Genomic DNA, 20713 nt, shown 5'->3' on the forward strand with positions numbered 1-20713 from the left:
AAGCGAGAACTCAGGGGAAGTTTGACGTTGTTCACAAAGTTCCGCAAAAATAACATTTGTTTACATATTTTTTCCTTTTGAAACTAAATCTTTATATTTGTAGCACTTTCACGGTAGCGAAACGTTAGTTTGAATGGAAAGATGCCTGTCAGACACATAAAGACACCAAACTCTCATCAATATTTCTGTAAAGTTTTATTGACGGAATTTATTGACGGCAGTGGCAGGTGTCATATAAAAAAACCAATGAGGGTAATAAATAATGATGAAGCGCAAAATCCTGGCAGCGGTGATCCCTGCCCTGCTGGCTGCTGCAACCGCAAACGCAGCAGAAATTTATAATAAAGATGGTAATAAGCTGGATCTGTACGGTAAAGCCGTGGGTCGTCACGTATGGACAACGACCGGCGATAGCAAAAATGCCGACCAGACTTATGCCCAGATTGGTTTTAAAGGGGAAACGCAGATTAACACCGATCTGACCGGTTTCGGTCAGTGGGAATACCGTACTAAAGCAGACCGCGCTGAAGGCGAACAGCAGAACTCGAATCTGGTACGTCTGGCTTTCGCGGGTTTGAAATACGCGGAAGTGGGTTCAATCGATTATGGTCGTAACTACGGTATCGTTTACGATGTTGAATCCTATACCGATATGGCCCCCTACTTCTCCGGCGAAACCTGGGGCGGCGCCTATACCGATAACTACATGACCAGCCGTGCTGGCGGTTTGTTGACCTACCGTAACTCTGACTTCTTTGGTCTGGTGGACGGTCTCTCTTTCGGTATCCAGTATCAGGGTAAAAATCAGGACAACCACAGCATTAACTCTCAGAATGGCGATGGCGTAGGTTACACCATGGCATATGAGTTCGACGGCTTTGGCGTCACCGCAGCGTACAGCAACAGCAAGCGTACTAACGATCAGCAGGATCGCGATGGTAATGGCGATCGCGCAGAATCGTGGGCCGTTGGCGCGAAATATGATGCAAACAACGTCTACCTGGCTGCCGTATATGCTGAAACCCGCAATATGAGCATTGTTGAAAATACGGTTACCGATACCGTGGAAATGGCAAACAAAACGCAGAACCTGGAAGTGGTCGCTCAGTACCAGTTTGACTTCGGCCTACGTCCGGCAATCTCGTATGTGCAGAGTAAAGGTAAGCAGTTGAACGGCGCCGACGGCTCGGCCGATCTGGCGAAATATATTCAGGCGGGCGCGACTTACTACTTCAACAAAAACATGAACGTATGGGTTGACTACCGTTTCAACCTGCTGGACGAAAACGACTACAGCTCCAGCTACGTTGGCACCGACGATCAGGCGGCTGTCGGTATTACTTACCAGTTCTGATCAGCAGACCCCTTTGTTTTATGCCTCAAAAACAGGACTTCGGTCCTGTTTTTTTATCTCTCTTAGAGAAAATGTGCGTCTTTCAAAAACAGGCGGGCTTTTTAGCGCTAACGGTTGGCATTTTGTAAATCTGCCGTTAACCTGATAGCGGATTTCCCTTCTGTAACTATAATGGAACCTCTTCATGTTTGAGAACATAACCGCCGCTCCTGCCGACCCGATTTTGGGCCTGGCCGATCTGTTTCGCGCCGATGACCGTCCAGGGAAAATTAACCTTGGCATTGGCGTATATAAAGATGAAACCGGCAAAACACCGGTGCTCACCAGCGTTAAAAAAGCCGAGCAGTATTTACTGGAAAATGAAACGACGAAAAACTATCTCGGCATTGACGGGATTCCAGAATTTGCTCGCTGCACTCAGGAACTGCTGTTCGGCAAAGGCAGCGCGCTGATTAACGATAAGCGCGCACGCACGGCGCAAACGCCGGGCGGTACCGGCGCGTTACGCATTGCCGCCGACTTTTTGGCAAAAAATACTCCGGTAAAACGGGTGTGGGTGAGCAACCCCAGCTGGCCGAACCACAAAAGCGTGTTTAACGCTGCCGGTCTGGAAGTTCGGGAGTACGCTTACTACGATGCGGAAAATCACACGCTGGATTTTGAAGCGCTACAAGCCAGCCTGAGCGAAGCACAGGCCGGCGATGTGGTTCTGTTCCACGGTTGCTGTCATAACCCAACCGGCATTGACCCTACTCTGGAACAGTGGCAGGTTCTGGCTGAGCTTTCCGTTGAAAAAGGGTGGCTGCCGCTATTCGATTTCGCTTACCAGGGCTTTGCCCGCGGCCTGGAAGAAGATGCGGAAGGTCTGCGCGCCTTTGCCGCGCTGCATAAAGAGCTCATTGTCGCCAGCTCCTACTCCAAAAACTTCGGCTTATATAATGAGCGCGTCGGCGCCTGCACCCTCGTGGCTGCCGATGCGGAAACCGTGGATCGCGCTTTTAGCCAGATGAAATCCGCCATTCGCGCTAACTACTCCAACCCGCCAGCGCACGGCGCGTCCATCGTCGCGACTATCCTGAGTAATGACGCCCTGCGCGCTATCTGGGAACAGGAACTGACGGACATGCGCCAGCGTATTCAGCGTATGCGTCAACTGTTCGTGAATACCTTGCAGGAAAAAGGCGCGAACCGTGACTTCAGCTTTATTATCAAGCAGAACGGGATGTTCTCATTCAGCGGTCTGACCAAAGATCAGGTGCTGCGTCTGCGTGAAGAGTTTGGCGTTTATGCCGTGGCTTCTGGTCGCGTGAACGTGGCGGGCATGACCCCGGATAATATGGCGCCGCTATGCGAAGCCATTGTTGCGGTACTGTAAAAAACTGTCGACTGGCGTGACCGATAAAAAAGCCTGCACATTGCAGGCTTTTTCATTCTGCTTACCAGACCGGCATCTCATCTTGCAGGAAGGGATTATGCAGACGCTCGTACCCGAGCGTAGAGAGCGGGCCGTGGCCAGGAATAAAGGTCACATCATCGCCAAGCGGCAATAATTTACGCTTAATAGCGTCAATCAACTGGGTGTGATCGCCGCGAGGAAAATCGCTGCGCCCGACGCCACCTTTGAAAATCACATCGCCGGAGATCAGCAGTTGCGACTGTTCATCAAAGAAAACCACGTGTCCCGGCGTGTGTCCCGGACAATGTAACACCTGTAACGTCACATTCCCCACGCTGACGCGATCGCCGTCGTTCAACCAGCGATCAGGCGTCAGCGGCTGACACTCATCCAGACCAAACATGCGGCTTTGCGCCGGCAGTCCTTGCAGCCAGAACTCATCTTCTTTTTCCGGACCGATAACAGGAACGCCGTAATGCTGCGCCAGTTCACTCGCCGCGCCGACATGATCGAGATGCCCATGCGTGAGTAAAATTTGCATCAACGTCACGCCGCTGGCGTCCACTTCCTGTTTAATTTTTTCCGCGTCGCCGCCCGGATCGACCAGTGCCGCCAGCCGGGTTTGTTCGCACCAGATTAATGAACAGTTCTGGGAGAACGCGGTGACCGGAATAATACGATAGTTCATACTGCTCCTTTGATTAAGCCTCGCTGATTACCAGTGCCGCGCCGGCCCGGTATCAATATGCACAAAGTTACTACGTGGGTAATATCCTACACCACCTGCGCGCATAGATAACGCCGCTTTGCGAATATTGCTCAGCGCCACGCCTTCAATATGAAAATCCATCGCCTGCCCTTTTGTATGGTAGCTTTTTTTCGCTACGCCGCTGCTACGGGCGCGTAATTCATTATTGGTATCAAGAGAACGGTAGCCTGAGATGAGCTGCACAGGTTTACGCGTCCCTAACAGCCCCTGAAGTCGGTAAAGTTGGTCAAACAGGCGGGGATCGATTGATCGGACTTTATTCGCGCGATAGTCACGGAAAAAATGGTTTAACTTTGCTAATTCATCCTGAATGTAGGCTCTTCCATCGAAAAACTCCGCCTTGATTGACTCTCCGGTATGGAGATTGTTTAACGTCAAAATGCGCGGGCGTGGGGTCGAGAGTGTGGCAAACGCTGGCGCGGGCAGGATGGCGGCGCCGAGAGCGACACCACCAAGCGCCAGCAGCTTGCGGCGATTAGCGTCAAATTTGTCCATGATAATCAGGTCTACAGGTCAATGTTATCGTTAATACACTTCTACCTTTAAGCAGACATGATACCGGCTGGCACAGACTTCTGAACGGCCCGGTCGACTTAAAGGTTGTTGTATATGCACTTCTGGCGCACGAAAGGCACCTTAACTGCCGATAAAGCCCGCGTCAAGATGGCCCTCCCCCAGCCACAACGGGGGTCTACAGCGAAACGCCCCGTTGAAGCCAAACATTAGGACAACATATTTACCAGAACTTCTTCATTTACCTGATTAATTGTTCAACCTTTGGCACAATTTGTGCGCTGGATCGCGCTGTGAGATCGTAATTGTAAATATCTGTACGATATTGCATACGTCCATCTGCGCCGACAAACGCGGTCAGATAGTAAAGATTTACTGGAATGTTCTGCCGGATATTGACATACCGCGTGTCGCCTTGCTTCAGGGCGCCTGAGATCCGCGCATCGTTCCAGCCAGCATCCTGCAAGAGCATATTCGCCAGTTCAGAGGCCTTATTGACCCGCACGCAGCCGGAACTTAACGCCCTGGCGTCACGCTGAAAGAGAGTATGGTTAGGCGTATCGTGCAGATAGATCGCATCTGAGCTCGGCATATTAAATTTATAACGCCCCAGCGAATTGTGCGCGCCTGGCGCCTGCTGGAAACGGAACGGAAGATTCGATGGCGTAATGGTGGCCCAGTCAACCTGCCACGGATCGATCGCTTCTTTGCTGTTCCAGCCGCGCATCACGGTGTAGCCATGGCGCTCCAGATAGCCTGGGTCATTCCACACCTTCGGTAAAATGTCTTTACGCGCAAGCGTGGGCGGAACGTTCCACGGCGGGTTCACCACCACATTATTCAGCGCGCTGCTCATCATCGGCGTTTTACGATCGGGACGCCCGACGATCACCCTTGAAGCCAGCACCTGGTTGCCATTCTGATAGTAGACCAGCGAATAAGCGGGAATGTTCACCATAATACCGGTAGAGAGTTCCGCCGGCAGCAGGCGTAAACGTTGGATATTCAGTGCCAGTACGCCTGCGCGTTGCGCGGGGGTCATATTAAGCCAGTTACGCGTCGCCGGGCCAATAACGCCATCCGCCCCCAGCCCTTGCCATGCCTGAAAACGCTTTACCGCCTCGACCAGTTCACGATCGTAGGCGCGTGCCGCCGGAGCCGGCTTACTATGGCGGGCCGTTGGTTCGTCGACCGGCTGCGCCACCGATGTTTCGACTACCGCGGCGGAGGGGCTGACGACGGCACTATCAGCAGTGTTATCGCCGGGTAAGGCTATCTTTGGACCGCCATCCAGCATCCCCGTACGCTGTAATATTTCGCGCAGCGCAGGCACATCGTTACTCCATTGCCCCGGGCGCAGCGTTGCGGTATTGGCCAACTGCGGCCACGGGCGAGAGTCCGCCACCAGCTTCAGCAACGCGTCATGCATGGGCGCATACTGTGGATGCTGCGGCGCCAGGCTGGCGACAAACATCGGCAACTGGCCCTCTTCCAGCGCGATTTGCCACTGGTTAATCACCGAGACTGGCGGCGTCGCCAATGCGTAAGGTTTGTTGCTATATAACCAGCGCTGGCCTTTGACGGGGATATTCGCAATGAAATGGAGATAGCCCATCATGGCGTCTGACAACACAACATCGCGCGCCATACCGTTTACGGCGGGATCGGTCAACAATGCCACCCAGGCGGTAAACTGCGGCTGGAATCCGGCAATCGCCACCTCCGCCAACTGTTGCTGGAAGGCTTTCACCGCATCGCGATTATCCCACATGGGCTTCATGTCGCGCGCGGCATACAGCAATGTCAGCTGGCTCATATAGACCGGCGTATAGCCGGAAGGAAGCTGCGACTGTAAATCAGCCCGGACTTTCTCGGCTGAAACGCCCTCCGGCAGCGGCTGAATCCCGGCCATAATCGCCGTCGCGGCGGATTGCTTCTGCGGCCCAGCCTGATCCGTCGCGGCAACGGCGCTATCGCCAGGTATCATTTCAGGCTCATCGGCCTGCGCATTGAACAGTGGAGCGAATGTTACGGCCAGGCATAAACTGATTGCCGACAGACAACGACCACACATCTTATTAAGCAACATCCCTTGCCCCCTGTTTTCGTTATCATACTCCGCATGACTGCGCTGCCCGCAGCGCGGGTCAACCGCAACCAATGCTTTTGTTTAGTATGACGAGTCAGCCTGCTCACTCGTCAGGCTTAACTCCAGTATATAAAGTTCGTTACGTTTTTGCCTAACCTAATGTAAAGAAGTTTAAAGAAAATGCACTACCCGGAGAGATTTTTCAGATAAAGAAAAAGGCGGCTTTCGCCGCCCCAGGCTAATGATAAAACAGAACTTGTTGTGCCGGATGGCGGCGTAACCGACTTATCCGGCCTTGCCTGATAAGCGAGGCGCCATCGGGCACTTCATCGTTTCTGCCGTGTTTAACTCGCTTCTGAAGGCGTATCTTCCGTCTGCGTACCGGGAAGCGTTTCCGGAAGCTGCGGCGCAAAGCCACGCAGCCCGACAACATGAACATGCTCAGTATTCTGAAACACTTTACGCACCAGTTTATAGGTCGTGCCCTTCTCCGGACTGATGTTTTCCGGCGCGGCAATGATGAGCTGCATCTGCAAACGTTCACATAGTTCAAACAGCGTGGCGATAGAGCGCGCATCCAGACGCGCCGCTTCATCGAGGAACAGCAGGCGACATGGCGAAATATCTTTCCCGCGCAGTCTGCGCGCTTCGTCTTCCCAGCTTTGCACCACCATCACCAGAATTGACATCCCGGTCCCGATAGCTTCCCCCGTTGATAGCGCGCCGGATTCCGCACGCAGCCAGCCGTCGGACCCACGGTTAACTTCAACTTCCATTTCCAGATAGTTACGGTAGTCCAGCAGCTCCTCGCCGATGGTCTGCGGCGTGCGTTGCCCCATATCGATCTGCGGATTCAGACGCTGGTACAGTTTCGCCAGCGCCTCGGAGAAGGTCAGACGATTGCTGTTAAACAGATCCTGGTGCTGCTCCTGCTGTTCTGAAAGCACATCCAGCAAGGTGGCATGCGTTTCACGCACGTTGACGTTTAACCGCACGCTATTCACCTGGCCAAACGAGACGCTTTGCAACCCCTGGTTCAGCATACGGATACGGTTCTGCTCACGCTGGATAGTCTTGCGGATGATGTTTGCCACGCTGCGGGAACTGATCGCCAGCTTTTGCTCACGCGATGTCAGCTCTTCCGTCAGACGGCTCAGCTCAATCTCCATTTGTTCAATGGCTTCAACCGGATCGTCGGTACGAATAATATCCTGACGAATACGTTCGCGCAGATGCTGGTAAACGGCCACAAAGAACTGGATTTTACGTTCCGGGCGTTTCGGATCTTCCGACAGGCGCAATACGTCGCGCAGATGTTCGTTATCCGCGACGGCCAGGCGCAGCGCGCCCAACGCCTTATCCGACATGGAGCGCAGTTCATCCGCCGACAGATAAGCCAACTCACGACGGTGCAGACGGCGTTCCACGCCATTGTCTTTCACCATCCGCATGACTGCGCACCAGCCGGCTTTCGCGGTCACAACCTGCTCGCGCATTTCATGATAATCGCGCTCCAGCTTGCGCAGCTTACGGGTCAGGTTCTCCATCTCCGCTTCGCAGAAGGTGAGCGCTTTCTCAAGCTGATTGCGACGCGAACGGTTATTGCTCAACTGGGCGTGCAGTTCATCGCGACGCTGGCGGGCACGCTCTTCCGCCCCGCTGTCGGCGCGAACGCCAATATCCTGTAATTCGCGCTGCAAATCGTTAAGCAGCTCTTTTTTCGTGTCGTAAGAGCTTTTTAGCGAGGCCAGGACCTGGCTGTACTGACTTAACTGCGCGGCATGGCTGCGCAGCGCTTCGCGGGCGCGGGTACGCTCGGCTTCCGCCTGCTCCAGCCGCTGGCGCAGCTTTTCATTGAGATCGCTGTTGCCGCTCAGCATTTCCGCCGAGTCGGAATAGCTGAAATGCGCCCGACGTTCGACGACTTCAGCCAGCGCAAAAGCCTGCTGGCGCGCGTCGCGCTGCATTTGCTGCGACCATGCATAGTCTTCTTTTAACTGCTCAAACTGTTCCGGATCGCTTTGCAGAACGGAAACCACCGGCTCCAGTTTGGCTAACTGGTTGCCATATTGCTGCACAAATCGCGCCGCTTCCTGCGCCTCATCCAACCGTTCCTGAATTTCATCGACCCGATCGGCCAGCGTTTCATCGGCCAATAAATTCAGCCGCGGCAGCAAACGGTTAAGCGCGGAAACGCCCTCTTTCGCCTGCTCAAACTGAAGGCGCTGCTGCTGGTTGTCGTTTTCATGCGTCGCCAGCGCGCGCTCCAGCTCGACGCGACGCCCGTTCAGTCGGCGAATTTCCGCTTCCGGATCGTCCTCAAAGGCAACGGAAAGGTGGCTGCCGATAAAACGGCTGAACGCCTGGTGCAAACGCTGGGTTTTCTGCACGTCAAACGAGAGCGTGGCAAAACGCTCGGAAAGCACTTCCCGTTCCGCATGGAGACTTTCAATACGGTTCTCGCGCGCCGCACGGCCAAAAATAGGCAGCGACGGGAAACGCGAATAACGCCACTGACGGTCGGCAATTTTCACGACCACCGCCTTTTCCAGCTCGTCAACGCTGAATACGCTGTCATCAAAAGACTGCGGATCGCCTTCGATCAGGTACAGATCTTCCGGGCAGTCGGTCAGACCTTCAAGCTGTTCGGCTATTTGCGATAAATCCGGTACGACGATCGCATGGCGCGACGGGCCATACAGTGCGGAAAAGTACGGCGCATCTTCAAGGCTGACATCATCGTAGATTTCCGACAGCAGTACCCCGCCAAAACGCTCCGCCAGCGCATTCAAACGCTGGTCTTCCGCGCCGCCCGGCTGGCTTAAACGTTCGATCTCTTCATCAACCGCATTTTTACGCGCGCCCACTTCGTCGCGTTCGACAATGGCTTCGCGCTCACGCTCCAGTAGCTGTTGCAGGTATTCGGTCACTTCCTGGCTGGACGTAAACTCCTCGCCGCACTGTTCGCTAAGCTGGTTAAGGCTGTTTTGCGCCGCCAGCCAGACGGGCGCGCGCCGCATCAGATGTTGAATACGCGACTGAAGCTGCTCCTGCTCCTGACGCAAGGCCATACGCTGTTCGCTGGCTGACGACACGCTCTCAGACAAGGACGCGATGCGGGCTTCCAGCTCCTGATGCAGCGCTTCCAGTTCGTCAATATCAAAATTTTTGCCCTGTCGCTTACAGAACTCCGCCAGCAGACGTTCCGCCTCTTGCTGCTCGCGCAGCCGCTGTTCCAGTTCGCTCAGGCGCATCCGCAGCGGCTGTACCTGTTCCGCCAGATGACGCTGGTTCACGCCGTCCCGTAACAGCTCGCGCGCCACGTCCCAGGCTTCGCTACGCGCCAGCGGGCCGTTGATCGCCGCTACCAGCTGATAAGCCTGCTCAAACTGACTGTGCGCGGTTTGCGCCACGCTCATCTTTTGTTCCAACGACAGCAGTTTTTCCGTAGCTTCCTGCTCTTTTGCCTGGAAAGTATCCAGCCATTCGGCGGCGCTTTCCGGCGTTAGATCCGGCAGATGACAAAGTTCTTTAGCGCGGGCAAGCGCTGATATCGCCTGGTTATACTGAATCGCGCGCGTTTGCTGTACATCCAGCGCCTGCTGGTAATCCGCAAGCTGGCTTTTGAGTTCATCGACTTCCAGCTCGGCGGCTTCGGCACGCGCTTCATTTTCGTCCTGCATTTCGGCGGCTTCCGCCACCACTTCATTTTGCTCTTCGAGTCGAATCTGCAGCTCTTCAAGATCCGCTTCGTAGCGTTCAATTTTTTCCTGCTGGCGCAGCGCGGTTTGCACCAGATTCAGGTGATCGCTCGCCGCCTGGTAATCCGCTTCAAGAGAACCTTCGGCGCCGTTATGTTCGCCCAACTCACGGGCCATATCGACGTGCTTGTACTGCTCCGCCGCCAGTTGTTTGCGCGATGTGTACAGTTCGCGTCGAAACGCCAACGCCTGATCAAGGTGAACCCGACGCTCATTGGCGTGGCGCATATAATCCGCCGCCACATAATCGGTGGCTTCGCTGATCAAATGCTTAAACAGATCACGATCGGATTGGGTAACACGAATCGCTTCCAGCGTGAGTCGGTTCTCGCGCAGCGCCGCTTCCATATCCTGGAACGCCTTGCGCACGCCGCTGTTTTCCGGCAATAAATAATCGCGTAGCGACCGGGTAATGGCGCTGGAGATCCCGCCGTACAGCGAGGCCTCTATCAAACGATAGAATTTACTACGATCGGAAGCGGAACGCAGACGACGGGCGATAATCCCTAAGTCAAACATCAGCGAATGATAATCGGTGATGGAGTTAAACTGCTTAAACTGCACGCCTTCCATCTCGTCAAGCTTGTCTTTCAACTCAGCAAGCGACAGTACGCGCGCCTGACGTTCGTTTAATGTCTCCGTCACCAGTTGTGTCGGCTGTACCGACATCGGCAGCCCCTGGATAGCGAACGGTTTGATGTCCACTTTGCGATCGCGCCCAGCGACCTGCTGCAGACGCACGCCGACCACCACCCGCTGATGGCGGGAATTAATGGTGTCGAGCATGGAGTAACAGACGCCCGCCTTCAGCTTACCGTGCAGACCTTTATCGCGCGAACCGCTGGTGGCGCCGGCTTCCGTGGTGTTACGAAAGTGCAGTAATGTAAGATCTGGGATCAGCGCCGTGACGAACGCAGCCATCGTCGTGGATTTCCCGGCGCCGTTGCCCCCGGATAACGTCGTGACCAGTTCATCCAGGTCAAAAGTACGGGCAAAAAAACCGTTCCAGTTAATCAGCGTTAGCGAGCGAAATTTACCGCGTTCAATCATTATTCTTCCTCTCCACTGTCCGGCTGACTCTCTTCGGTCTCATCATTAAGTTGCAGATGGTTTTCAATGGGCATCGCTTCCCCGTCGCGGATGAGACGACGCTGCGCCTCGCGAGGATCGTCGCCGGCGCGGACATCCGCGCCAAAGCGGAAGACCGATTCGGTAATGCGGAATTTGCTGCTGTCGTGGCCCATAAACCATACCATGCCCAAACGACGCAGGCGGTTTAAAGAAGAACGCACCTTTTCCTGCAGTTTCTGACGATCAACGTCAGATCCCGTCGAGCGGTTATTCACCAGCTTTAGCAGTTTGGCTTCGTCCGCAAGGGTAAGCAGCTCGTCGTACAACTCCTGCTGAGTAAAGATCCCTTCGTTGGCCAGACGCTCCGGGCTAAGATAGAGGTAGCAGAGAATTTTACCGACCATCATATCCAGTTCGGATAACACCGAGCGCGGGATAAGCGTAGTAGAACGCGGACGCAGGTAGAAGAATCCCTCCGGCGCGCGGATCAGTTCCACGTTATAACGCGCGTAAAACTCTTCCAGGTATTCCTGAAAATCCATCAGAAAGGCATGATTATCCAGTTCGTCCAGCCCGATGTGGCGGCCCGAACGTAATGCGCTATCCAGCGCCGGAAATAACGGATTCGCCAGCGCCTGCGCCAGCTTAACCGGCATCACTTGTTCAATATTTGTCAATGACATGCGCCTGTACCTTGGCTCCGTAATCATTAATCGGCTGCCATTTGGCTGGCAGTCCGGTGAAATCTGCTTGCGCTACGCCAAGACGTACCGCTTGATCGATAACAATACGCGCCACGTCGAAATGACGCGCGCGCGGGTATTGCGCCAGATACTCGCGCACCACCAGCCCAAGATCCAGTGGCGTTTGTCTGGTTTTGTAGATAGCCAGCTGTTCTTCAATGATCGCCGCTAACTGCTCGCGGATCTCGTTAAACTCTTCATATTCCAGATCCGGCGGCAACTCCCCGGTGACTTCATCGTCACGCAACGCCATCTCTTCATCGCGCATATCCAGCAGACGATCGGCATTCGCGTAGGTTAGCGCCCACGGATCGTCAAAATAAGTCTGTACGGACTGGCGCAACCGCTGGGCGAAGACACGGTTTTTATCCATATCGATCGCGGTACGGATAAATTTATGCACGTGACGATCGTAGCCGATCCATAAATCAATAGACTGCTGACCCCAACTGATAATGCGGTCAAGTTTACTTTGTAAGTCAAACACCAGCCTGTCGACAAAATGCAGATCGTCGTGCGTCATCGTGGCATCCTGAATGCGCAGCAGGTTAGCCTGCAGCTTATCGCCCGCCGCCTCCAGCGTATCCTGCAACTCGCGCAGCGTACCGGACGTTTCGGAAAGCAGCAGTTCACAGCTGGAAATCGCCGCCCGCCAGTCTTTATTCAGCAGTTGTGCGATATCGTCTTTCACCTGCTGCTGCTGTTCATCCATGATGCGCTGGGTGAGATCGATACTGTCGAAAATCTCCGCCACCGAATATTTCAATGGCGCGTAAACGTTGCGATGCCAGTGGAACTCATCGCCCCCCTCCGCTGCCGCATCCGCCGCGCGCTTCAATTCACCGGCCACAATCGACAACTGCATAGAAAGACGCAGCGTAGAGAATTCGCGTTGACGAATGTAGTAATCGGTGATGCCAATCCCGAGCGGGGTTAATCGGTAAATCGCATTGCCTTCCGCCTGCTCGCTGGTAAAGCGGTTCAGCAGACGTTGACGCACCATATCGTTAATCGCGTTGTTCGCGCGCACGCCGATGGTTTCGCTGGTTTGCTCAAACGCATCACTCACATGGCGGAATGCATCCACCAGCTCGCCTTCACTCATCTCGCCGTCAAGGCGTTCGCCGTTCAACGTGGCGACCGCCAGCAGAAAGGAAAGTCTGTCTACCGGCAGCGAGATGGAAAAGTCGTTTTTTCTGGCCCAGGCAACCAGTTCGGGGACTGTCTGGGAAAATTCACTCATAGGTTATCCTTGCATCTGCGGCTAGCGCCGGGCTTTTAATCGCGGTGACATGAATGTAGCGCCCAAGGCTAATATACGGCTCCTGGCGGCAATAACGCGTTTCCAGTTCGACCAGGGTCTCATAACAGTCACGCTGCTGGTGTTTTTCACGCAGATAATCATGAAACACACGCACGCCGGTTTTACCGGTAATCTGCCAGCCAATCGCCTCCAGCCACTGGTACACCTGCGCGGGGTCGCGCGGGTAGTCAGGCGACAGCGTGCGCTTCTTGCGTTTAGGCATCCCCGCCTGCACGTAGTCAAAATTACCCGCCACCATATTGTGCATCAGCAAACCGTTAGCGTTATAGAACATCAACGACAGCGCGCCGCCAGGGCGCAATACTGACCAGAGCGTTTCTAATACGCCGACAGGATCGGCTACCCACTCCAGCACAGCATGAAACAATATCAGATCAACCGGGCTTTCCAAATGCGAAGCGACGTCCTGAGCCGGGCATTGTATAAAATGCATGTCTTTGCTCACACCTTTTGCCTCGGCCGCCTGCCGCGCGCGGGCGATCATTTCGCCAGACAGATCGCATAACGTCACCTGATGGCCGCGTTCCGCCATCTTAATCGCCGTTTGCCCTTCGCCGCCGCCGGCATCCAGTACCCGCAGTTTTCGCCCGCCAATCTCCTCCAGCACACGGTCCAGGTCTTGCCACAGAATGGCTTGCCGCAGTTGTCCTTTGGTCGTGCCGTAAATGTTACGGGAAAACTTTTCAGCAATGTCATCAAAATTGCGATCCTGCATCGGACTCTCCACAGGCTGGCTCAGGCGTTATCTGATAAAACCGCTATTTTGTCACAGCCGCGGCCAGAATGAACCTGTCTGGTGTAATATCACCGTTAATCCTCCGCTATATGGTTAAAAAAGGAACCAAAAAGGATGCTTTTTACGCTAAAGAAAGTGATTGGCGGTATGTTATTGCCGCTTCCGCTGATGTTGCTGATCATTGGCGTCGGCCTGGCGCTGCTCTGGTTTAGCCGCTTTCAGAAAACCGGAAAAGTATTTATCAGCGTAGGTTGGCTGGCGCTATTGCTATTAAGCCTGCAACCCGTTTCTGACCATCTGCTGCGTCCGATAGAAAACCGCTACCCTACCTGGCAGGGTCCGCAAAAGGTGGAATATATTGTGGTTCTCGGCGGCGGCTATACCTGGAACCCGCAGTGGGCGCCGAGCTCTAATTTAATTAACAACAGCTTGCCGCGGCTGGCGGAAGGCATTCGGCTGTGGCGCGCGAATCCGGGAGCAAAGCTGATTTTTACCGGCGGCGTAGCAAAAACCAATACGGTAAGCACGGCGGAAGTCGGTGCGCGGGTGGCGCAGTCGCTGGGCGTACCGCGTAGCGATATTATTACGCTGGATAAGCCAAAAGATACGGAAGAAGAAGCCGTCGCCGTTAAGCAGGCCATCGGCGACGCCCCTTTCCTGTTGGTAACCTCCGCCTCGCATTTGCCGCGTGCGATGATTTTCTTTCAGCATGCCGGGCTGAATCCGCTTCCCGCGCCGGCGAATCAGTTGGCGATCGATTCGCCGCTCAATCCCTGGGAGCGGGCAATTCCGTCCCCGGTCTGGCTGATGCACAGCGATCGCGCTGGGTATGAAACATTAGGGCGACTTTGGCAATGGCTGAAAGGCATATCAGGCAAGCCAGGGGAGTAATGATTTCGCCGCCAGATCAAAATTGGTACGGTTAAAACGTCCGGTATTGACCAATTGCGCAACCTCGTCCCACAGCACATAGAGCCAACGCCGCCAGATGAAGGACTCCGCCACTGGCGCGCGTTGCAGATAATGCCAAAGCAATCCCTCCGCCAATGGATTATCCATCAGGCGAAACAGTTCGAACTCTCTCGGCGCCCACAGCATCAGCCCGGGGCCGACCATCGCCAGAAGCTGATCGCTACGGGCGTCTTTAAGCATACTGCGCAGGCAGAAGTTGCCATGCACCAGTACGCAGTTGTCGTTAAACCCTTCAAATAACGAAGGAAGACATTCTCTGGTACGAAACAGAATGCGTCTGTCCTGCATCGTCAGACCGGTATTGCTGAACTGATTTAGCGTCGTCCACAGCACCTCCACCCGCTGACGATACCAGGAAGGCCAGATATTCTCCTGAGTATGGTCTACGGCGCCAACGCAACCGCGGCTATCCTGCCGATGCCAGGCTAACAGCCCTTCGACAATCTGATCTTTTAGCTGTTCCCAGCGTTCCGGAGTGCGCGCCGGCGCCTCGACCGGCACACCGCGCAGTCGTTCCAGTAGCAGCACATCCGGACCAGGATGCTCTTCATGCGTCAATACGCCATAGATTACCGGCATCCTCACCGTACCGCTACGCGCCAGCATTGAGGTTTTCCATGCCAGTTGCTGCGCAACGCCGGGAGTGGTAAAGCTTCGCGCCATCAGCGGCATCGGATTTCCCTGGCTGTCATATAATGACCACAATGCGGAATCCGCTTTCTCATTCACGCACTCTATACGGCTAAGTTTTTCACCCAACAAATGACTGAGTTCGGCCCGCAACTGTTCCATTCCAGATTACCCCCATTAGTGCTACTGCTTTAATAATGAGCGTCGTATGGACAGATGTCACCCGTATCAGATCAAGGGAAGAAAAGAAAAATGAGGAAAATCGTAACGGTACGAGAAAGCTGCCACTGATGAGCAGACGTGAGTATTCATCTTTGCGCTATCATACCGCGCTGTTCATGACCGTCTAAGACGATCATGAACAGGATCATGTTAACGCATTTCAGCGCGCACGCGCTCCAGGTCGTCGGCGGTGTCTACGCCCGTGCCGGGCACCGCTTTGGCGACGGCGACATGAATTTTTTCGCCGTACCACAGCACACGGAGTTGCTCCAGCATTTCAATATGTTCCAGCGGGCTGGGTTGCCAGCTCACGTAACGGCGGATAAATCCCGCGCGATAGCCATAAATGCCCAGGTGACGAAGGCAAGTATCCCCTACCGTTTCCAGACTTTTTGCAAAGCGATCGCGATCCCAGGGAATCGTCGCCCGGGAAAAGTAAAGCGCATAGCCTTCAGCATCCAGCACGACTTTTACCGCATTCGGGTTAAACGCTTCTTCGGCGCTGTGAATCGGCACCGCCAGCGTCGCCATGCCAACCTGGCGCTGCGCCAGATTTTCCGCGACCTGGCGAATAATAACCGCTGGGATCATCGGCTCATCGCCCTGAACGTTCACAATAACGGTATCGTCGCTGAATCCGCACTTCTCTACCACTTCCGCCAACCGTTCGGTGCCGGACTGGTGATCGGCGCGCGTCATGCACACTTCGCCGCCAGCCGCTTCTACCGCACGAGCCACGTCTTCATGATCGGTCGCGACAATAATGCGTTCCGCGCCAGATTCGCGCGCCCGCTCCAGGACATGAACAATCATGGGCTTACCATTAATATCCACTAATGGTTTTCCTGGCAGTCGGGTAGATGAAAAACGGGCCGGAATGATGACGACGAAACTCATGATTTACTCTCATCAGATGTCAGGGCGCGAGCTTCATTTTCCAGCAATACAGGAATGCCGTCGCGTAACGGGAAAGCGAGATTATCCAGTTTGCAAATTAATTCTTGCTGTTCCTGGTTATACCAGAGTTTGCCGTTACATACCGGGCAGGCGATGATTTCAAGCAGACGATGATCCATAGTTCCTCCAGATGGACCGGATTGTGAATCCTTCAATATTAACATAATCGGTTAGGGTGCAGGGTCTATTTCCCAGCCATGACGCATGGCGCTAAACAGGCCTGGCGGACATTGTCCCAGCGTCACGCGCGATGCCCGTTGCCAGGCAGCAAACGCGCTAATCGCCTGCCAGATTCCTTTTTGCAGACTAACGCCAGGGCGAATATCGTCCTCCAGATACAGCGAGATAACCTCAAGCACCCCCGTTTTACGGTGCATTTTGGCATCCATTCGCCCGACTAAACGGCCCTGGTATAATAGCGGCAGCACAAAATAACCGTACCGGCGCTTCGCTGCGGGCGTATAACACTCCAGCCGATAGTTAAATCCGAAAAGCTGCGCTGCCCGCTTGCGATCCCATACCACAGGATCGAAAGGCGACAGTACTGCGCTATGGGTCGCCTTTAAGGCGTTATTCAGCGCCGGTTCCAGCTGCGAAAGAAGATCGGCATGAAGCCACATCCGCCCCAACGTTTCCACCTCGACCGGAATAATCTGCTGCTGTTCCGCCCGGCTCTCCCGCCATCCCTTCAGGTCAGGACGTTTCAGGCGGTAGTAATCCGCCAGCCACTGTTCACGGAAAATCCCCAGACTGCGCGCGCTATTATCCAGCATCAGGTTTTCCGCCTGCGACTGTGACAGTCCATCGCGTTCATCATCCCAGTGCGGCATCACACGGGGCGTTAAATCATATACACGTTGAAAATTACGCCGCTCAACAACCATGACTTTTCCGGCGGTAAATAAACCCTCAAGGTGGCGTTTATGTGGTTTCCATTCCCACCAGCCGCTGACGCCTTTCCGCGCATGTTCAAAATCGGCAGAACGCACCGGACCGTGCTCCTGAATATGCCGCACTAGCTGTTCTATTTCTTCCGCGTGCTCATGCATCCATGCCGCGCGATATTTCCAGCCCATCTTTTCCGGCGACAGCATACGATGGCGGATAAGTTTAAAGTCGCGGCGTGGCAAGAAACAGGCCTCATGCGCCCAATATTCCATTAACTCGCCGCGTCGCAGCGCCTCATCCAGCCAGGCCTGCGGGTACGAACCGAGACGGCTAAACAGCACCAGATAGGGGCTACGTGCGACAACATTGATGGTATCAATTTGCAGCAACGCCATGCGTGAGATGGCGGCAAGAACATCGCCAGGCATCGCGTTACGGCGCGGCTTTTTCAATAGCCCCTGCGCAGCAAGGTGAAGACAACGGGCCTGGGAAAGAGAAAGGTACGGCAATGACATTCATGACTCCATAAATTCATCACTGCCGCTGCATTGGGGTACGCTAGCGAACCAGCGAGGTGATATGTTCAAGCAACTTATCAGGCTGCTCACCGGACAAACGCGCATCAACCGGTAAGAACCACCAGTTATCTTCGGCAAAAGCACGGCATTTCACCGCGTCTTTTTCCGTCATTACCAGGGTCTGCCCTTCACCGACTAACGCCTGAACGTCAGCAGGGGCGAGCGTTTGATGATCGGCCAGCGGAACGCACTTTTGCGGATGCGCGCCACAGGCTTCCAGCGTGGCGAAAAAGCGCGGCGGATGACCGATGCCCGCCATCGCCACAATATTGCTCAGTTGCGCCACATCGCAACGCGCTCCCGTACGTAAGTTCACCGCCAGTCCAGGCGCTAGCTGCATGGGTATTTCGCCCGCCCGGGCGACGCCGCCATTCACGATAGCGGCGTCTACGGTTTTCAGGCGACTGGCTCGTTCGCGCATAGGACCGGCAGGAAGCCACCAGCCGTTGCCAAAACGGCGCACGCCGTCAATCACCACAATTTCAATATCTCGCGCGAGTCGGTAATGCTGCAACCCATCGTCAGTGATAATAATCTGCACATTATGCGCCGCCAGAATCGCTTTCACCGCCACGGCGCGTTCAGGCGCCACCGCGACAGGCGCGCCGGTCCGTTGATAAATCAATACCGGTTCATCTCCCGCTTCTGCGGTTGTCGTCTCCGGCGTCAGGAGCAGCGGATAAGCGGCAGCTTTCCCGCCGTAGCCGCGGGAAACGACCCCCACGCGCACGCCACGCTGTTGCAACTTTTCCACCAGCCAAATAACTACGGGGGTTTTACCGTTACCGCCAGCCGTAAGATTCCCTACCACAACGACCGGTACCGGCGCTCGCCAGGCGCGTTTAAAACCAAGCTTATAGCTCAGACGAATCGCCCCGCTCACCAGGCCATACAGCCAGGAGAGCGGCAGCAGTAACCGCCATAGCGGGGATTCACCCGACCAGATACGCGCAATCATTGGCCAAATTGCATCTTATGCAGCTGGGCGTAAACGCCGTGTTGCGCCAGCAGCTCGCTATGAGTGCCGCGCTCAACGATAATGCCGTCTTCGACTACAACGATCTCATCCGCCTGTTCGATGGTGGAGAGACGGTGCGCAATCACCAGAGAGGTACGGTTTTTCTGCAGCTCATCCAACGCGGCCTGAATCGCACGTTCAGATTCGGTATCCAGCGCGGACGTAGCTTCATCAAGGATCAGAATCGGGCTGTCGCGCAGTAAGGCGCGGGCAATTGCGATACGCTGGCGTTGACCGCCGGAAAGCAGTACGCCGTTTTCGCCGATGATGGTATCCAGGCCATTATCCATCTTGTTGATAAAGTCCATGGCATAGGCCATGCGCGCCGCCTCTTCAATCTGCTCGCGGCTGTATTCTTCCGTCCGGGCATAAGCAATGTTATTAGCGACCGTGTCGTTAAACAGATGCACGTTTTGCGAAACCAGCGCCACCTGATTACGTAGAGAGGCCAGAGTGTATTCGCGTAGATCGTGACCATCCATCAGGATGTGTCCTTCATCAATATCGTAGAAACGGGTGATCAGACTGGCGATAGTTGATTTACCCGATCCGGAACGCCCCACCAGCGCCACGGTTTTCCCGGCAGGAATTTTCAAATTGATGTTACGCAATGCCGGCACTTCACGGCCCGGGTAAGTAAACGTCACATTGCGGAATTCGAGATCGCCGGTCGCGCGGTCAATGACACGTTTACCTTCATCTTTCTCCTGTTCGCTGTCCAGAATCGCAAACAACGTCTGACAAGCCGCCATCCCACGCTGGAACTGCGCGTTAACGTTTGTCAGCGATTTTAATGGACGCATCAGCGCGATCATGGAGGAGAACACCACGGTGATGGTCCCAGCCGTCAGGCTATCCATTACGCTTGGGAAGCTCGCAGCATAGAGGACAAACGCCAGCGCCAGCGAGGCAATGAGCTGAATGATAGGATCGGAAATTGACGAGGCAGAGACCATTTTCATGCCTTGCAGTCGCATCTTATTGCTGACTTTATCAAAGCGTTTAGTTTCGACTTCCTGACCGCCGAAAATCAGTACCTCTTTGTGTCCTTTCAGCATTTGTTCAGCGCTGGTAGTCACCTGTCCCATCGTGTTCTGCATATTTTTACTGATGCTGCGGAACCGCTTTGAGACAACGCGAATTGCAATCGACACAATCGGCGCTAAAACAACCAGGATGATCGACAGCTGCCAGCTGTAATAGAACATCATGATAAACAATCCGATGATCGATGCCCCTTCACGCACCACGGTAATCAGCGCGCCAGATGAAGAAGAGGCAACCTGTTCTGAATCGTAAGTAATACGCGACAGCAGCGTACCGGTAGACTGTTTATCAAAGAAGGCGACGGGCATTCCCATCATATGGCCAAACAGGCGACGGCGCATGGTCATTACCACCTTGCCTGACACCCATGAAATACAGTAGCTGGAGATATAGCTAGTGATGCCTCGTAATATCATCAGCCCAATAACCACCAGCGGCATCCACAGCAACACTGAGCGATCCGTTTTACCGAAACCATCATCCAGTAATGGCTTGAGGAGCGATAGCATGAAGGTATCGCTGGCTGCGTTGAGAATTAACGCTATGCCCGCCACGATCAGACCTGCTTTAAAAGGCGCTATGGTTGGCCACAGTCGGCGGAAGGTCTGCCACGTAGAGAGATCTTTATCGTTATGCATTCAAAAA

Annotated in this window: 16 protein-coding genes; 3 read left to right on the forward strand and 13 right to left on the reverse strand. The window is 54.5% G+C overall.

What is annotated here, in order from left to right; translation table 11 throughout:
- The first annotated feature begins 262 nt into the window (after positions 1 to 262).
- Complete coding sequence (ompF, locus tag NA330_RS03665; protein WP_000977709.1) at positions 263 to 1354, forward strand: porin OmpF; 1092 nt, start codon at positions 263 to 265, stop codon at positions 1352 to 1354.
- 184 nt (positions 1355 to 1538) lie between these two features.
- Positions 1539 to 2729: an aspartate transaminase gene (gene aspC, locus NA330_RS03670; protein WP_000462653.1), complete on the forward strand. Its 1191-nt coding sequence runs from the start codon at positions 1539 to 1541 to the stop codon at positions 2727 to 2729.
- A 61-nt stretch (positions 2730 to 2790) separates the two neighbouring features.
- Here aspC and NA330_RS03675 read toward each other — a convergent pair whose 3' ends face one another.
- The 7 genes from NA330_RS03675 to cmoM form a co-directional block, all read right to left on the reverse strand.
- Complete coding sequence (locus NA330_RS03675; protein ID WP_001109471.1) at positions 2791 to 3438, reverse strand: MBL fold metallo-hydrolase; 648 nt, start codon at positions 3436 to 3438, stop codon at positions 2791 to 2793.
- 27 nt (positions 3439 to 3465) lie between these two features.
- Positions 3466 to 4014 (reverse strand): YcbK family protein, encoded by a 549-nt coding sequence (locus NA330_RS03680; RefSeq protein WP_000357052.1) that lies wholly within the window; start codon positions 4012 to 4014, stop codon positions 3466 to 3468.
- 259 nt (positions 4015 to 4273) lie between these two features.
- Complete coding sequence (ldtD, locus tag NA330_RS03685) at positions 4274 to 6121, reverse strand: L,D-transpeptidase (protein WP_000925874.1); 1848 nt, start codon at positions 6119 to 6121, stop codon at positions 4274 to 4276.
- Between the two features lie 344 nt (positions 6122 to 6465).
- On the reverse strand, positions 6466 to 10932 hold the full coding sequence (gene mukB, locus NA330_RS03690; RefSeq protein WP_023242430.1) for a chromosome partition protein MukB: 4467 nt from the start codon (positions 10930 to 10932) through the stop codon (positions 6466 to 6468).
- Positions 10932 to 11636, reverse strand: a complete 705-nt coding sequence (mukE, locus tag NA330_RS03695) for a chromosome partition protein MukE (RefSeq protein WP_000060025.1) — start codon at positions 11634 to 11636, stop codon at positions 10932 to 10934. The genes mukB and mukE overlap by 1 nt, the downstream gene beginning before the upstream one ends.
- Entirely contained in the window at positions 11617 to 12939 is a 1323-nt protein-coding gene (gene mukF, locus NA330_RS03700) for a chromosome partition protein MukF (RefSeq protein WP_001288828.1), read from the reverse strand. The genes mukE and mukF overlap by 20 nt, the downstream gene beginning before the upstream one ends.
- Positions 12932 to 13735, reverse strand: coding sequence for a tRNA uridine 5-oxyacetic acid(34) methyltransferase CmoM (gene cmoM / locus NA330_RS03705; protein ID WP_001154025.1), 804 nt, complete (start codon positions 13733 to 13735; stop codon positions 12932 to 12934). Before cmoM ends, mukF begins: the two co-directional genes overlap by 8 nt.
- Before the next feature lie 135 nt (positions 13736 to 13870).
- Here cmoM and elyC point away from each other — a divergent pair, with 135 nt between their 5' ends.
- A complete protein-coding gene (gene elyC, locus NA330_RS03710) occupies positions 13871 to 14647 on the forward strand; it encodes an envelope biogenesis factor ElyC (RefSeq protein ID WP_000899551.1) in 777 nt (258 codons plus the stop codon).
- On the opposite strand, the gene NA330_RS03715 is transcribed toward elyC, so the two are convergent.
- The 6 genes from NA330_RS03715 to msbA form a co-directional block, all read right to left on the reverse strand.
- Positions 14627 to 15520 (reverse strand): YcbJ family phosphotransferase, encoded by an 894-nt coding sequence (locus tag NA330_RS03715; protein ID WP_000436894.1) that lies wholly within the window; start codon positions 15518 to 15520, stop codon positions 14627 to 14629. The two genes, elyC and NA330_RS03715, sit on opposite strands and share 21 nt — an antisense overlap.
- A 210-nt stretch (positions 15521 to 15730) precedes the next feature.
- Positions 15731 to 16477 (reverse strand): 3-deoxy-manno-octulosonate cytidylyltransferase, encoded by a 747-nt coding sequence (kdsB, locus tag NA330_RS03720; RefSeq protein WP_000011576.1) that lies wholly within the window; start codon positions 16475 to 16477, stop codon positions 15731 to 15733.
- Positions 16474 to 16656: a protein YcaR gene (gene ycaR, locus NA330_RS03725; RefSeq protein ID WP_000350061.1), complete on the reverse strand. Its 183-nt coding sequence runs from the start codon at positions 16654 to 16656 to the stop codon at positions 16474 to 16476. The genes kdsB and ycaR overlap by 4 nt, the downstream gene beginning before the upstream one ends.
- A 51-nt stretch (positions 16657 to 16707) precedes the next feature.
- On the reverse strand, positions 16708 to 17940 hold the full coding sequence (locus NA330_RS03730; RefSeq protein WP_023242431.1) for a winged helix-turn-helix domain-containing protein: 1233 nt from the start codon (positions 17938 to 17940) through the stop codon (positions 16708 to 16710).
- 43 nt (positions 17941 to 17983) lie between these two features.
- On the reverse strand, positions 17984 to 18961 hold the full coding sequence (gene lpxK / locus NA330_RS03735; protein ID WP_023242432.1) for a tetraacyldisaccharide 4'-kinase: 978 nt from the start codon (positions 18959 to 18961) through the stop codon (positions 17984 to 17986).
- Entirely contained in the window at positions 18958 to 20706 is a 1749-nt protein-coding gene (msbA, locus tag NA330_RS03740) for a lipid A ABC transporter ATP-binding protein/permease MsbA (protein ID WP_000551246.1), read from the reverse strand. Before msbA ends, lpxK begins: the two co-directional genes overlap by 4 nt.
- Positions 20707 to 20713 lie beyond the last annotated feature (7 nt).

It is taken from the genome of Salmonella sp. NW722 (assembly GCF_051702785.1).
Lineage (GTDB): Bacteria > Pseudomonadota > Gammaproteobacteria > Enterobacterales > Enterobacteriaceae > Salmonella > Salmonella enterica.

Excerpts from the sequence above, each read along its gene's own strand:
- ycaR (WP_000350061.1), bottom strand. The coding sequence starts at position 16,656 with ATGGATCATCGTCTGCTTGAAATCATCGCCTGCCCGGTATGTAACGGC.
- lpxK (WP_023242432.1), bottom strand. The coding sequence starts at position 18,961 with ATGATTGCGCGTATCTGGTCGGGTGAATCCCCGCTATGGCGGTTACTG.
- msbA (WP_000551246.1), bottom strand. The coding sequence starts at position 20,706 with ATGCATAACGATAAAGATCTCTCTACGTGGCAGACCTTCCGCCGACTG.
- cmoM (WP_001154025.1), bottom strand. The coding sequence starts at position 13,735 with ATGCAGGATCGCAATTTTGATGACATTGCTGAAAAGTTTTCCCGTAAC.
- ldtD (WP_000925874.1), bottom strand. The coding sequence starts at position 6,121 with ATGTTGCTTAATAAGATGTGTGGTCGTTGTCTGTCGGCAATCAGTTTA.
- ompF (WP_000977709.1), top strand. The coding sequence starts at position 263 with ATGATGAAGCGCAAAATCCTGGCAGCGGTGATCCCTGCCCTGCTGGCT.
- mukB (WP_023242430.1), bottom strand. The coding sequence starts at position 10,932 with ATGATTGAACGCGGTAAATTTCGCTCGCTAACGCTGATTAACTGGAAC.
- NA330_RS03715 (WP_000436894.1), bottom strand. The coding sequence starts at position 15,520 with ATGGAACAGTTGCGGGCCGAACTCAGTCATTTGTTGGGTGAAAAACTT.
- mukF (WP_001288828.1), bottom strand. The coding sequence starts at position 12,939 with ATGAGTGAATTTTCCCAGACAGTCCCCGAACTGGTTGCCTGGGCCAGA.
- elyC (WP_000899551.1), top strand. The coding sequence starts at position 13,871 with ATGCTTTTTACGCTAAAGAAAGTGATTGGCGGTATGTTATTGCCGCTT.
- NA330_RS03680 (WP_000357052.1), bottom strand. The coding sequence starts at position 4,014 with ATGGACAAATTTGACGCTAATCGCCGCAAGCTGCTGGCGCTTGGTGGT.
- kdsB (WP_000011576.1), bottom strand. The coding sequence starts at position 16,477 with ATGAGTTTCGTCGTCATCATTCCGGCCCGTTTTTCATCTACCCGACTG.
- mukE (WP_000060025.1), bottom strand. The coding sequence starts at position 11,636 with ATGTCATTGACAAATATTGAACAAGTGATGCCGGTTAAGCTGGCGCAG.
- NA330_RS03730 (WP_023242431.1), bottom strand. The coding sequence starts at position 17,940 with ATGTCATTGCCGTACCTTTCTCTTTCCCAGGCCCGTTGTCTTCACCTT.
- NA330_RS03675 (WP_001109471.1), bottom strand. The coding sequence starts at position 3,438 with ATGAACTATCGTATTATTCCGGTCACCGCGTTCTCCCAGAACTGTTCA.
- aspC (WP_000462653.1), top strand. The coding sequence starts at position 1,539 with ATGTTTGAGAACATAACCGCCGCTCCTGCCGACCCGATTTTGGGCCTG.